The following is a 12676-nucleotide window of genomic DNA, read 5'->3' on the forward strand; positions in this document are numbered from 1 at the left end:
CATGGCCTGCTTCACATTCTCGTGCATCGACGGGCATACCTGCGGCAACCCGGTCCGCCTGGTCTCGGGCGGCGGCCCGCGCCTCGAAGGGGCGACCATGCTTGAAAAGCGGGCGCATTTCGTCAGGGACTACGACTGGATCCGCACCGGGCTGATGTACGAGCCGCGCGGCCACGACATGATGTCGGGCGCGATCCTCTACCCGCCGACCCGGCCGGATTGCGATGTCGCGGTGCTGTTCATCGAAACCTCGGGCTGCCTGCCCATGTGTGGCCATGGGACGATCGGCACCATCACCATGGGTGTCGAGAACGGCCTGATCACGCCGCGGGCGCCGGGCCGGCTGTCGATCGATGCCCCGGCCGGCAAGGTCGACATCACCTACCGGCAGGAGGGGCGTTTCGTCGAAGAGGTGCGGCTGACCAATGTCCCGGCCTTCCTCCATGCCGAAGGCCTGACGGCAGAGGTCGAGGGGCTGGGCGAGGTGGTGGTCGACATTGCCTATGGCGGCAATTTCTACGCCATCGTCGAGCCGCAGAAGGCCTTCCGCGACATCGCCGATCACACCGCCGGAGAGCTGATCGGCTGGAGCCCGAAGCTCAGGGCCGCGCTCAACGAGAAGTACGACGTCGTCCATCCCGAACATGCCGAGATCCGCGGCCTCAGCCACATCCTGTGGACGGGGGCGCCGACGCAGCCGGGGGCCCATGCGCGCAACGCCGTCTTCTATGGCGAGAAGGCCATCGACCGGTCGCCCTGCGGCACCGGCACATCGGCGCGGATGGCCCAGCTCGTCGCGAAGGGCAGGCTGAAGGTCGGCGACGATTTCGTCCATGAATCGATCATCGGCTCGCTGTTCAACGGCCGGGTGGAAGCGGCGGCCACGGTTGCCGGGCGTGATGCCATCATCCCCTCGATCGCCGGCTGGGCGCGCATGACCGGCATCAACACGATCTTCATCGACGACCGCGACCCCTTCGCCCATGGCTTCGTCGTCAGATGACGGGGAGGGGGCAGGGATGCGTCTGCGATCGAGGATGAATCTCTCGGCCTGACAACAGGGAAGCTGACTGATGGTGAAACCCGCATCCAGGGCCGGGGCGCGCCCGCCTGTGCGCTCCGCCGTCGTCCGGGCGATCGTGGCTGCCTCGGAAGGCGTGCTCGTGGTTGAGAAGGTGCTGGTCGCGATGCTGATGGCATTGCTTCTCGGGCTGATCCTTCTGAACGTCGGCACCCGCTATGCGGGATCGTCGCTCTACTGGGTCGACGAGGCTGCGGTCTATGCAATGGTCTGGCTGACCTTCCTCGGCGGGTCGGCCCTGACCCGGCTGCGGCTCGATTTCGCCATGACCCTGGTCAGCGACAGGCTGTCGGCGGCGAATGCGACACGGCTGAAGGCGCTCGCCCATGTCATCGCCTGCCTGTTTTCGCTCGGCCTCGCGGTCATGTGCTGGAACTGGATGGATCCGCCGGGTATTGCCGCGGCCGGTTTCGATGCGCGGAGCTATGCCGGCGACAGCTTCAATTTCCTCTACACCGAATACACCCAGACGCTCGAATGGCCGGTATGGCTGATCAGCCTGGTTATTCCGATCTTCTCCGTGACCATGACCCTCCATACGCTGGCCAATATCGTGGAGGAAATCGGGCTGTCGCCGAAGAGACTGCACCCCGGCTTCGGCTCGGCGGAAGGGGTCAATTGAGATGATCACATCCGCGGCCTTTCTTCTCGTCATGCTCGTCGGCGTTCCCATCGGGCTGTGCCTGTGCATTGCCGCCGCCGTCTATATCTGGGCCAGCGGCGACACGCTGCTGTTTCAGACCTTTCCCGCACAGCTCTTCGGGGGCGTCGACAATTACGGTCTGATTTCGATCCCGCTGTTCGTCTTCATCGGCGAGGTGATGAATGGCGGCGGGATCACGCGACGCATCATCAACATGACGATGGCGATGATCGGGGCGATGAAGGGCGGCCTCGCCTATGTGAACCTGATCGCCAACATGTTCGTCTCCTCGATCCTGGGCTCGGCCACGGCCCAGGTCGCCATCATGGCGCAGATGATGGTGCCGGAGATGGAAAAGACCGGCTATGACAAGACCTTCGCCGCGGGGCTGACCGCCTATGCCGGCATGCTCGGGCCGATCATTCCGCCGTCGATCATGTTCGTGGTCTATTCGGTTCTGGCGCAGGTGCCGGTGGGCGACATGCTGGCGGCCGGCATGGTGCCGGGCATTCTGCTGACCATCATCTTCTGCACCGTCATCGCCGGCATGGGCTGGTTCGTCTACGACTATCCGAGAGGCGAGCGTCTCACGGTCCGCGCGCGGCTGCGGATCATCCTCGGCGCCTTGCCGACGCTCTCGATCCCCATCGTCATCGTGGGGTCGATCCTGTCCGGCATCGCCAATCCGACCGAAGCGGCGGCCGTCGGCGCGGTCGCGGCGATCCTGGTCGGGCGGTTCTGGATCGGCGAACTCTCCGTCGCTCAGCTGCCGCGGATGCTGCTGCGTGCCGGCATCTATTCGGCGGTCGTGCTGATGCTGGTCGCTGCGGCTGCGGTTTTCTCGTGGGTGCTCGTCTACGGCATGGTGCCGCAGCGCGTGGCGGCATGGGTGCAGACGATCGCCACCGACCCGATCACCTTCATGCTGCTCGTCAACGTCATCCTGCTGGTCATCGGCACGGTCATCGACGGCGCGCCGGGGCTGATCATGACGGTGCCGATCCTTCTGCCGATCGCGACCGGGATCTATGGCATCGATCCGGTCCATTTCGGCGTGGTCGTCGTCATCAATCTCGTGCTGGGTTTCCTGTCCCCGCCCGTCGGTCTCAGCTTCTTCGTCGCCTCGGCAGTCACGGGGGCGAAGCCCGGCCGGATGTTCGTCGTGACACTGCCCTTCTTCTTCGCGGCCTGCAGCCTGCTGATCCTGCTGTCGATCTTCCCCGCCATCTCCACCGCCTTCGTCAAGTAGCCGCCGCCCCATCATGCCTCCAGAGGACAGACCCATGACGATCTCGCGCAGGACATTCCTCCGTAACACGACGCTTGCGGCTGCCGGTGCGGCCTCCCTCGGCACGCTGGCGGCGCCCAACATCCTGCGGGCGCAGGAGACGAAGACCTTCCGTCTCGGCATCACGACGCCGCCCGGCCATCCGTGGAACAATGCGGCCCTGAAGGTCGGGGAGATGCTGAAGGCCGAAACGAAGGGCCGGCTGGATCTTGCCGTCTTCCCCGCAAATCAGCTGGGCACGGAAGCGGTGATGTTGCAGCAGATGCAGGCCGGTTCGCTCGATTTCGGCTGGATCATGACGGCGGAACTCGGCTCCCGCATCCCGTCGATCGCCGCGATCAACGCGCCCTATATCGTTGATTCCACCGCCAAGGTGGCGAAGCTGGTGCGCGATCCCCTGGTGATGAAGATGCTCGACGTCCTGCCGAGGGAGACCGGCACGCTGGGGCTGGCCTGGGGCATCACCACCATGCGTGTCGTGTTCTCGGCCAGGGAAATCGGCGGGCTCGACGATCTGAAGGGCATGAAGCTGAGGATCAACACCACCCCAGCCTATCGCGATTTCTATCAGCTGCTCGGCGCCGCGCCGACGCCGATCCCGACGCCGCAGGTGTTTGATGCGATGTCCAACGGCCAGGTGGACGGGCTTGAGGCCGATCTCGATTTCTCGTGGAATCAGCGCTTCGACAAGGTGTCGAAGACCATGCTGAAGATGAACGCCATCTTCATGCCCTGTGTCGCGCTTGCCTCCGGCCGGGTCTGGAAGGATGTGCCGGCTTCCGACCGCGAGCTCGTCACCCGGCTGACGCGCGAGGCGCTCGACGCCCAGATCGATGCCACCGTCGCCAACGAGGCGCGGCTGCTCGAAGAGTTCCGGAAGGTCATCACGGTGAAGGACGTCCAGGTCGCGGATGCCGGCAAGGTCATTGCCGAATACGACCAGATCTGGCTGCCGAAGGCCCCGGTTCTGGCCGATCTGCGCGCGCTCGGCGCCACGCTCTGAGGCGCCGGCCCCAGCCATCGGCCCAGCGCATCCGCCACAAAATAAACAGGGCATCCGCCTGAAAATAAAGGGGGCCACCCTTCCGGATGGCCCCCTCTCCGTCACACCCCCTTCCCCCGAAGGCGATGTATCGGTCCGGCGGTCACGCGCGCATCACTGCTTCGCGTTGGCGTCCGCCCAGCTCTTCACCAGCTGGTCGTAATCGACCGTCTGGGGCTTTTCCTTCTCGTTCTCGATCTTCAGCTGCGGCGCGATGGTGCCGTTCTTCTTCGCCTGCTCGTTCCAGTAGGCGAGGTCATGTTCGGGGTTCAGCTTGGGGCCGAACTCACCCTGCACGCCGGCGCGCTCCAGCCGGCTCATGACCTTCTCCTGCTCGGCGCAGAGCGAATCCATGGCAGCCTGCGCGGTCTTGGCGCCCGAGGACGCATCGCCGATCGCCTGCCACCACAGCTGGGCCAGCTTCGGATAGTCGGGCACGTTGGTGCCGGTCGGCGTCCACTGCACCCGGGCCGGCGAGCGGTAGAACTCGACCAGGCCGCCCAGTTCCGGGGCGCGCTTGGTGAAGCTCTCGTGGCGGACCGACGAGTCGCGGATGAAGGTCAGGCCGACATGGCTCTTCTTCACGTCCACGGTCTTCGACGTCACGAACTGCGCATAGAGCCAGGCGGCCTTGGCGCGGTCGGTGGGGGTAGAGGTCATCAGCGTCCAGGAGCCGGTGTCCTGATAGCCGAGCTTCATGCCTTCCTTCCAGTACACGCCGTGCGGCGAGGGGGCCATGCGCCACTTGGGCGTGCCGTCCTCGTTCACCACCGGCAGGCCCTTCTTCACCATGTCGGCGGTGAAGGCGGTGTACCAGAAGATCTGCTGGGCGATGTGACCCTGGGCCGGAACCGGGCCCGATTCCGAGAAGGTCATGCCCTGGGCCTCCGGCGGGGCATAGGCCTTCATCCAGTCCAGATACTTCTGGATGGAGTAGACGGCCGCCGGGCCGTTGGTGTCGCCGCCGCGGGCAACGCAGGAGCCGACCGGCTGGCTCTTCTCGTTGACGCGGATGCCCCATTCGTCGACCGGAATGCCGTTGGGCAGGCCTTTGTCGCCATTGCCGGCCATCGACAGCCAGGCGTCGGTGAAGCGCCAGCCGAGCGACGGGTCCTTCTTGCCGTAGTCCATGTGGCCATAGACCTTGCGGCCGTCGATCTCGCGGCCGGTGAAGAACTCGGCAATGTCCTCATAGGCCGACCAGTTGACCGGCACGCCCAGATCGTAGCCGTACTTCTGCTTGAATTCGGCCTTGATCGCAGGGTCGCTGAACCAGTCGTAGCGGAACCAGTAAAGGTTCGCGAACTGCTGGTCGGGCAGCTGATAGAGCTTGCCGTCCGGGGCGGTGGTGAACGACTTGCCCATGAAGTCGTCGATGTCGAGGTTCGGGTTGGTGACGTCCTTGCCTTCGCCCGCCATCCAGTCGGTCAGGTTGCGGACCTGCTTGTAGCGCCAGTGGGTGCCGATCAGATCCGAGTCGTTGACCCAGGCGTCGTAGAGGTTCTGACCCGTCTGCATCTGGGTCTGAATCTTCTCGACGACGTCACCTTCCTGGATCAGGTCGTGGGTCAGCTTGATGCCGGTGATGGCCGTGAAGGCCGGCGCCAGCACCTTGCTTTCATATTCATGGGTGGTGATCGTCTCCGAGACGACCTTGATCTCCATGCCGGCGAACGGCTTCGCGGCATCGATGAACCACTGCATCTCCTTTTCCTGGTCGGCGCGCGACAGGACCGACTGGTCGCCGATCTCCTTGTCGAGGAAGCTCTTCGCCTCCTCCATCCCGGCCCAGGCCTGGCCGGCAGCCAGCAGCAGCGCCAGCGCTGCCGTGGATGCCATCAGATGCTTCCGCATAAGCTACCTCCCTCTTGATCAGCCGCGGATGCCGGCACGGGGCATCCGTCGTTCGAAGCAAGCCTCGATTGGTCTTCAGTCACCCGCCGCGCAGGGCCCCGGGCAGTGGGGTCACACGAAGCGGAACACAAGGAATGCGTAGATCACCGACAGCCCCGTCGCCCACCACAGGCTGGCATCCACAAGCCCCAGCCAGCCCAGATGGATGAAGGCGCTGCCCAGCAGCGAGATGAACAGGCGGTCGCCGCGCGTGGTTTCGAAGCGCAGCAGGCCGACCTTCGGCGCCCCGCCGGGACGGGCGTATTCCCAGACCCCCATGCCCAGCAGCAGACAGGCGATGACGACGAAGAAGATGACCGTGGGCCAGGTCCAGGCCATCCACGAGAAGTCGAACGACATCGGTGCGGCCTCCCTCAGACGCGGCCCAGGGCAAAGCCCTTGGCGATGTAGTTGCGGACGAACCAGATCACGAGCGCACCGGGGATCAGCGTCAGCACGCCGGCGGCGGCGAGCAGGCCCCAGTCCATGCCCGAGGCCGAGACGGTCCGGGTCATGGTCGCCGCGATCGGCTTGGCGTCGACGGTGGTCAGCGTGCGGGCCAGCAGCAGTTCCACCCACGAGAACATGAAGCAGAAGAAGGCCGCCACGCCGATGCCGCTGGAGATGAGCGGCAGGAAGATCTTCCCGAAGAAGCGCGGGAAGGAATAGCCGTCGATATAGGCGGTCTCGTCGATCTCTTTGGGCACGCCCGACATGAAGCCTTCCAGGATCCACACCGCCAGCGGCACGTTGAACAGGCAGTGTGCCAGCGCGACCGCGATATGGGTGTCGATCAGCCCGAAGGCCGAATAGAGCTGGAAGAAGGGCAGGGCGAACACCGCCGGCGGCGCCATGCGGTTGGTCAGCAGCCAGAAGAACAGATGCTTGTCGCCCAGGAACCGGTAGCGCGAGAAGGCATAGGCTGCCGGCAGCGCCACCGCCACCGAGACCACCATGTTGATGACGACATAGGTGATCGAGTTGATGTAACCCGAATACCAGGACGGATCGGTAAAGATGATCTCATAGTTCCGAAGCGTCGGCTCGGCGGGCCAGAGCGTCAGACCCGAGACGATTTCCTCGTTGGTCTTGAAGCTCATATTGACGAGCCAGTAGAGCGGCAGCATCAGGAACAGGATGTAGAGCGCCGGCACCAGCCAGGACCAGCGGGACTTCCTGCCCCGCTGGCGCATGCGGCGGGCCAGCTGCTCGTCATGCGTATCGGTGCGGGTGGCGGGCATGGCGGTGGTCGTCATGTCACGTCCTCGCGTCGTAATTGGTCATGACGGTGTAGAACACCCACGACAGCAGCAGGATGATCAGGAAGTAGACCAGCGACATCGCCGCCGCGGGGCCGAGGTCGAACTGCCCGATCGCCATCTTCACCAGGTCGATCGACATGAAGGTCGTCGAATTGCCCGGGCCGCCGCCGGTCACGACGAAGGGTTCGGTGTAGATCATGAAGCTGTCCATGAAGCGCAGCAGCACGGCGATCAGCAGCACGCGATGCATCTTGGGCAGCTGGATGTATTTGAACACCGCCCAGCGCGAGGCCCCGTCGATCTTGGCCGCCTGGTAATAGGCGTCGGGGATCGAGACCAGGCCGGCATAGCACAGCAGCACCACCAGGCTGGTCCAGTGCCAGACATCCATCACCACCACGGTGATCCAGGCCGACAGCGGATCCTGCACATAGTTGTAGGGGATGCCGAGCGATTCCAGCGTATGGCCCAGAAGGCCGATATCGCCGCGGCCGAAGACCTGCCAGATGGTGCCGACCACGTTCCACGGCACCAGCAGCGGCAGGGCCATGGTGACCAGGCAGAACGGCACGCCCCAGCCCTTCTTGGGCATGTTGAGCGCGATCAGGATGCCGAGCGGCACCTCGATCGCCAGGATCAGCAGCGAAAAGCCGAGGTTCCGGAACATCGAATCCCAGAAGCGCGGCGACTGCAGGATGTCCTTGAACCATTCGGTGCCGGCCCAGAAGAACTGGTTGTTGCCGAACGTGTCCTGCACCGAATAATTGACCACGGTCATCAGCGGGATCACCGCCGAGAAGGCCACCAGCACCAGCACCGGCAGCACCATGAACCAGGCCTTGTTGTTCCAGGTCTTTTCCATGGGCTCAGGCTCCCGTGTCGACGCGCCAGGCGTCGGCATAGAGGTTGATGCCGCGCGGGTCGAAGGTGATCCGCGCCTCGGCCGGGATCTCATCGTCTTCCGGCACCACCGCCGCGATCTCGTGCCCGGCCAGATCGGCATGCACGATGCGGTGGCGGCCGATATCCTCGACCTTGGTGATGGTCGCGGGCAGGCCCGTGCGACCCAGGCGGACGAATTCCGGCCGCACGCCCAGCTCCAGCTTCGCACCCGGCTTCGTCGCCGGTGCGGCGCCGATGCCGATCGCATGCGTGCCAAGTCGTGCCGTCGCCCCATCCAGGGTCACCGGCAGCACGTTCATGCCGGGCGATCCGATGAAATAGCCCACAAAAGTATGGGCCGGGCGCTCGAACAGCTCGTCCGGCGTGCCGATCTGCACGATCTGGCCCTGATACATCACCACCACCTTGTCGGCGAAGGTCAGCGCCTCGGTCTGGTCGTGGGTGACGTAGATCATGGTGTGGCCGAAGCGCTTGTGCAGCTGCTTCAGCTGGGTGCGCAGCATCCACTTCATATGCGGGTCGATCACGGTCAGCGGTTCGTCGAACAGGATGGCGCTGACGTCGTTGCGCACCAGGCCGCGGCCCAGCGAGATTTTCTGCTTCAGGTCGGCGGTCAGGCCGCGCGCCTTCTTCTTCGCCCGGTCGGCCAGGTCGATCATCTCCAGGATCTCGCGGACCCGGGCATCGACCTCCCGTTCGGGCACGCCGCGATTGCGCAGCGGGAAGGCGAGGTTGTCGTAGACCGTCATGGTGTCGTAGACCACGGGGAACTGGAACACCTGGGCGATGTTGCGTTCCTCGGTCGAAAGCCCGGTGACGTCGCGGCCGTCGAACAGGATCCGGCCTTCCGACGGGCGCAAGAGCCCTGAGATGATGTTGAGCAGCGTGGTCTTGCCGCAGCCCGACGGGCCGAGCAGCGCATAGGCGCCGCCGTCATCCCAGCGGTGGTGCACTTCCTTCAGCGCGTAATCATCGTCCGACTTGGGCGCCGGGCCATAGGAATGGCGGATATGGTCTAGGTCGATCAGGGCCATGTGTTCCGTCCTCCCCGGCTCAGACCGCTTGCGCCCGGGTGGCGGCGGCAAGCTGCACCGCGCGGCCCGTGGCGTCGAAGAACATCAGGTGACGGGGTTCCAGATACACGTCCAGCGTCTCGCCGATATCGTGATCATGGATGCCGGGGGCGATCATCACCCAGCGTTCCCCGGCGAAATCGACATGCACGAAGCTCTCCGACCCGTTGAACTCGGTTACGAAGGCGCGGGCGGCGAAGTGAACCGCGCCGCTGCCCCCCGGGGTCACCGTCAGGTGATGCGGCCGGAAGCCCGCGGTATAGCTGCCGTCGGGCAGCCGGGTCATGTCGCCCGGCACCGCCAGCGTCTGGCCGTCGGCCAGGCGGAAGACCGCGCCAGCCTTGGTCAGCGCCAGCGTGTTCAGCGGCGGGTCCGAGAAGGTGGTGGCGGTGATCAGGTCGGCGGGGTTGCGGAACACCTCGATCGTCGGGCCGAACTGGGTGATGCGGCCCTCGTGCAGGGTGGCCGTATTGCCGCCCAGCAGCAGCGCTTCCGAGGGTTCGGTGGTCGCATAGACGAAGATCGCGCCCGATTCCTGGAAGATCTTGGGCAGTTCGGTGCGCAACTCCTCGCGCAGCTTGTAGTCCAGATTGGCCAGCGGCTCGTCCAGCAGCACCAGCCCCGCCTTCTTCACGATCGCGCGGGCCAGCGCCGTGCGCTGCTGCTGGCCGCCCGACAGGTTCAGCGGCTGGCGGTCCAGATAGGGGGTCAGCTTCAGCAGCTCGGCGGCCTGGCGGACCTCGCGGTCGATGGTCGCGCGATCGGCACCGGCCAGACGCATCGGCGAGGCGATGTTGTCATAGACCGTCATCATCGGATAGTTGATGAACTGCTGGTAGACCATCGCGATGTTGCGCTTCTGCACGGGCACGCCGGTCACGTCGCGGCCGTCGAACCAGAGCGTGCCGCGGGTCGGGCGGTCCAGCCCGGCCATCAGCCGCATCAGCGTGGTCTTGCCCGAGAGGGTGGGGCCGAGAAGCACGTTCAGCGTACCGCGCTCCAGTGTAAGCGTGGCCTCGCCGATGTGGGTCTCGTCGCCCACCTGTTTGGAAACGCCTTTGAGTTCAAGCATCGCGGTGTTCCATGTCTCGCGGTCGGCTCGCTTTCGGGACGATGTGGGTCCGGGCTCGGGTCGTCATTCTGCGGCGGCAATGCCGGTGACGGGCAGGCTGTGCATGAAGTCGTCCACGGCTGCCCGCTGGTCTTCCGACAGATGCAGGCCGCGCTTGGTGCGCCGCCACAGAACATCGTCGGCCGTCCGCGCCCATTCGTGGGTCACCAGATAGCGGATTTCGCTTTCGGTCAGATCCGCACCGAAATCGCGCCCCAGATCCGCCTTGCTTCGCGCGGATCCAAGGATCATCCGCGCCCGTGTGCCATACAGCCTCACCAGTCTGCGGCCAAAACCGTCGTCCAGGAAGCCGTATTCGGCACGCAGCCGGGCGACCTCTGACTCGAAACCGGTGGCGGGGAAGTCGCCGCCGGGCAGGGTGGCGGTGGCGGTCCATGCCGGGCCGCGGGCGCCCAGCTCCGCCTCGATCTTCTCCAGCGCCGCCTCGGCCAGGCGCCGATAGGTGGTGATCTTGCCGCCGAAGACGTTCAGCATCGGCGCGCCGTTGCCGGGCGCGTCCGGCCCGTGCTCCACCTTCAGCACATAGTCGCGCGTGGCTTCCTGCGCCTTCGACGCACCGTCGTCATAAAGCGGCCGCACGCCGGAATAGGTCCAGACGATGTCCTCGCGCCGCACCGGCTCGGCGAAATACTCGCTGGCCGCGGCACACAGATAGTCGATCTCGCCTTCGGTGATCCGGATGTCCTTCGGGTCACCCTTGAAATCCTGGTCGGTGGTGCCGATCAGGGTGAAGTCGTCTTCATAGGGGATGGCGAAGATGATCCGGCCGTCGGAATTCTGGAAGAAGAAGGCGCGCGGATCGTTGAACTTCGCCCGCACCACGATGTGGCTGCCCTGAACCAGGCGGACATTGCGGACGTCGTTGCGGGCCAGCGTGCCCTGCAGCACCTGATCGACCCAGGGGCCGGCGGCATTGATCAGCATGCGCGCCCGGAAGCTGCGGGTGACGTCGGGGTGGTCGACGCTCTGCACCGTCACCGCCCAAAGCTCACCCTCGCGCCGCGCCGAGGTCACCCGGGTGCGGACCATCAGCTCCACGCCGCGGGCAGCGGCATCCATGGCGTTCAGCACCACCAGCCGGGCATCATTCACCCAGCAGTCGGAATATTCGAAAGCGGTTCGGAACAGCGGCTTCAGCGGTTTCGCGGCCGGATCGTTCCGAAGATCCAGCGTGCGCGTGGCCGGCAGCTGCTTGCGGCCGCCGATGTGATCGTAGAGGAACAGGCCCAGCCGCAGCAGCCAGCGCGGTCTCAGCCCCTTGTGATGGGGCAGCACGAAGCGCATCGGCCAGATGATGTGCGGGGCATTGCGCCACAGCACCTCGCGCTCCATCAGCGCCTCGCGCACCAGCCGGAATTCATAATGTTCCAGATAGCGCAGGCCGCCATGGATCAGCTTGGTGGAGCCGGAAGAGGTGCCCGAGGCGAGATCGTTCATCTCGGCCAGCGCGACCGAATACCCGCGCCCGGCAGCATCACGCGCGATGCCGCAGCCGTTTATGCCGCCGCCGATGACGAAAATGTCATGGACCGGATCGCCCGTCACCCGTCTTCCCTCCCCAGGCTTTCGCAACGCAGCATTCTCTGTGCCGCTCGAAAGTCTGTGAAGCGTAATGTGAAGGTAATACGAATGTCAAACGAAACTCGCGGCGCGCCGGCCGCGTGTGCAGGTCGGTGCGATATGCGCGTTAGTGATGACAGGCGCGCAAACCCATGCAACCATCCGGCATATGTCACGTCATTTTCGGGCGAGAGCCGCCCGGACATGACCGTTTCGCGGGAAAGTCGTCCATGTCAGCCGCCTTCAGACCGTCCGACGTCATCACTGCCCGTTTCGAACTCTCGGCGCCGATGTTCTCGGGCCAGGAGGGCGACAAGGGCCCGGCCGAAATCCGCCCGACCGAAATCAAGGCCGCGCTGCGCTTCTGGTGGCGCGCGCTCGCCTGGGGACGCGGCGTGCGCACGCCTCAGGCGCTGAAAGAGCAGGAAGACATCCTGTTCGGCGCGGCGGCGGATGAGGGCCGGAACGGCGCCGGCGGGCGGGGGCAGGGGGCGTTTCTGTTGAGAGTAATACCAATCTGCAATAATCAGAACCCATGAGCCCAGCACCTCAACCCGATGGACATGATCTTCCATGGCTGGCTGATGAGCTTGTTCCAGACATGGCAGCACAGGCGATGATCTGGTCGTAGGATTCGAAGATGCGGTTGGACAGCCAGTTGCCACGCATAATACCAATGAGCGCTGACCCCGACTCACGATAGGGGATTCCCAAGACCCGCGGATTGTGAGTCACTCTGGCAAACAGCCGGAGCGATCCCCATGGCAGCACCGATCCCCCTTCGCCCTGATTATGACGG

The 12676-nt window shown here is 64.9% G+C and carries 12 protein-coding genes and 1 pseudogene; 5 read left to right on the forward strand and 8 right to left on the reverse strand.

Going from position 1 to position 12676, the window contains the following annotated elements; genetic code table 11:
- Nucleotide 1 precedes the first annotated feature (1 nt).
- The 4 genes from WI697_RS25905 (at nucleotide 2) to WI697_RS25920 (ending at nucleotide 4015) form a co-directional block, all read left to right on the forward strand.
- A complete protein-coding gene (locus WI697_RS25905) occupies nucleotides 2-1003 on the forward strand; it encodes a 4-hydroxyproline epimerase (protein WP_345960482.1) in 1002 nt (333 codons plus the stop codon).
- Nucleotides 1004-1073: 70 nt separating this feature from the next.
- The gene (locus WI697_RS25910; RefSeq protein WP_345960483.1) at nucleotides 1074-1703 is read left to right on the forward strand and encodes a TRAP transporter small permease; all 630 of its coding nucleotides are present in this window, start codon (nucleotides 1074-1076) and stop codon (nucleotides 1701-1703) included.
- Between the two features lies 1 nt (nucleotide 1704).
- On the forward strand, nucleotides 1705-2973 hold the full coding sequence (locus WI697_RS25915) for a TRAP transporter large permease (protein WP_345960484.1): 1269 nt from the start codon (nucleotides 1705-1707) through the stop codon (nucleotides 2971-2973).
- Between the two features lie 34 nt (nucleotides 2974-3007).
- A complete protein-coding gene (locus WI697_RS25920; protein ID WP_345960485.1) occupies nucleotides 3008-4015 on the forward strand; it encodes a TRAP transporter substrate-binding protein in 1008 nt (335 codons plus the stop codon).
- Between the two features lie 153 nt (nucleotides 4016-4168).
- On the opposite strand, the gene WI697_RS25925 is transcribed toward WI697_RS25920, so the two are convergent.
- From WI697_RS25925 to glpD, 7 genes are all read right to left on the reverse strand, one after another.
- Nucleotides 4169-5908, reverse strand: coding sequence for an ABC transporter substrate-binding protein (locus WI697_RS25925; protein WP_062764241.1), 1740 nt, complete (start codon nucleotides 5906-5908; stop codon nucleotides 4169-4171).
- A gap of 111 nt (nucleotides 5909-6019) precedes the next feature.
- Nucleotides 6020-6307, reverse strand: coding sequence for a DUF2160 domain-containing protein (locus WI697_RS25930; protein WP_062764239.1), 288 nt, complete (start codon nucleotides 6305-6307; stop codon nucleotides 6020-6022).
- 14 nt (nucleotides 6308-6321) lie between these two features.
- Nucleotides 6322-7203: a carbohydrate ABC transporter permease gene (locus WI697_RS25935; protein WP_345960486.1), complete on the reverse strand. Its 882-nt coding sequence runs from the start codon at nucleotides 7201-7203 to the stop codon at nucleotides 6322-6324.
- 1 nt (nucleotide 7204) lies between these two features.
- On the reverse strand, nucleotides 7205-8071 hold the full coding sequence (locus WI697_RS25940; RefSeq protein WP_014752862.1) for a carbohydrate ABC transporter permease: 867 nt from the start codon (nucleotides 8069-8071) through the stop codon (nucleotides 7205-7207).
- A gap of 4 nt (nucleotides 8072-8075) precedes the next feature.
- Nucleotides 8076-9146, reverse strand: coding sequence for an ABC transporter ATP-binding protein (locus WI697_RS25945; RefSeq protein WP_062764237.1), 1071 nt, complete (start codon nucleotides 9144-9146; stop codon nucleotides 8076-8078).
- Between the two features lie 19 nt (nucleotides 9147-9165).
- The gene (locus WI697_RS25950) at nucleotides 9166-10257 is read right to left on the reverse strand and encodes an ABC transporter ATP-binding protein (RefSeq protein ID WP_296713296.1); all 1092 of its coding nucleotides are present in this window, start codon (nucleotides 10255-10257) and stop codon (nucleotides 9166-9168) included.
- Nucleotides 10258-10320: 63 nt separating this feature from the next.
- Nucleotides 10321-11862 carry a glycerol-3-phosphate dehydrogenase gene (gene glpD / locus WI697_RS25955; protein WP_323755084.1) on the reverse strand — a complete coding sequence of 514 codons (1542 nt, stop codon included), beginning with the start codon at nucleotides 11860-11862 and terminating at the stop codon, nucleotides 10321-10323.
- Between the two features lie 245 nt (nucleotides 11863-12107).
- On the opposite strand from glpD, the gene WI697_RS25960 reads away from it, so the two are divergent.
- The gene (locus tag WI697_RS25960) at nucleotides 12108-12416 is read left to right on the forward strand and encodes an RAMP superfamily CRISPR-associated protein (RefSeq protein ID WP_345960487.1); all 309 of its coding nucleotides are present in this window, start codon (nucleotides 12108-12110) and stop codon (nucleotides 12414-12416) included.
- Here the strand turns inward: WI697_RS25960 and WI697_RS25965 are convergent.
- Nucleotides 12404-12546 (reverse strand): annotated as a pseudogene (locus WI697_RS25965) (IS630 family transposase); the annotation flags it as partial. The gene WI697_RS25960 and the pseudogene WI697_RS25965 overlap by 13 nt on opposite strands.
- Nucleotides 12547-12676: the final 130 nt, after the last annotated feature.

It is taken from the genome of Tistrella mobilis (genome assembly GCF_039634785.1).
Taxonomy (GTDB): domain Bacteria; phylum Pseudomonadota; class Alphaproteobacteria; order Tistrellales; family Tistrellaceae; genus Tistrella; species Tistrella mobilis.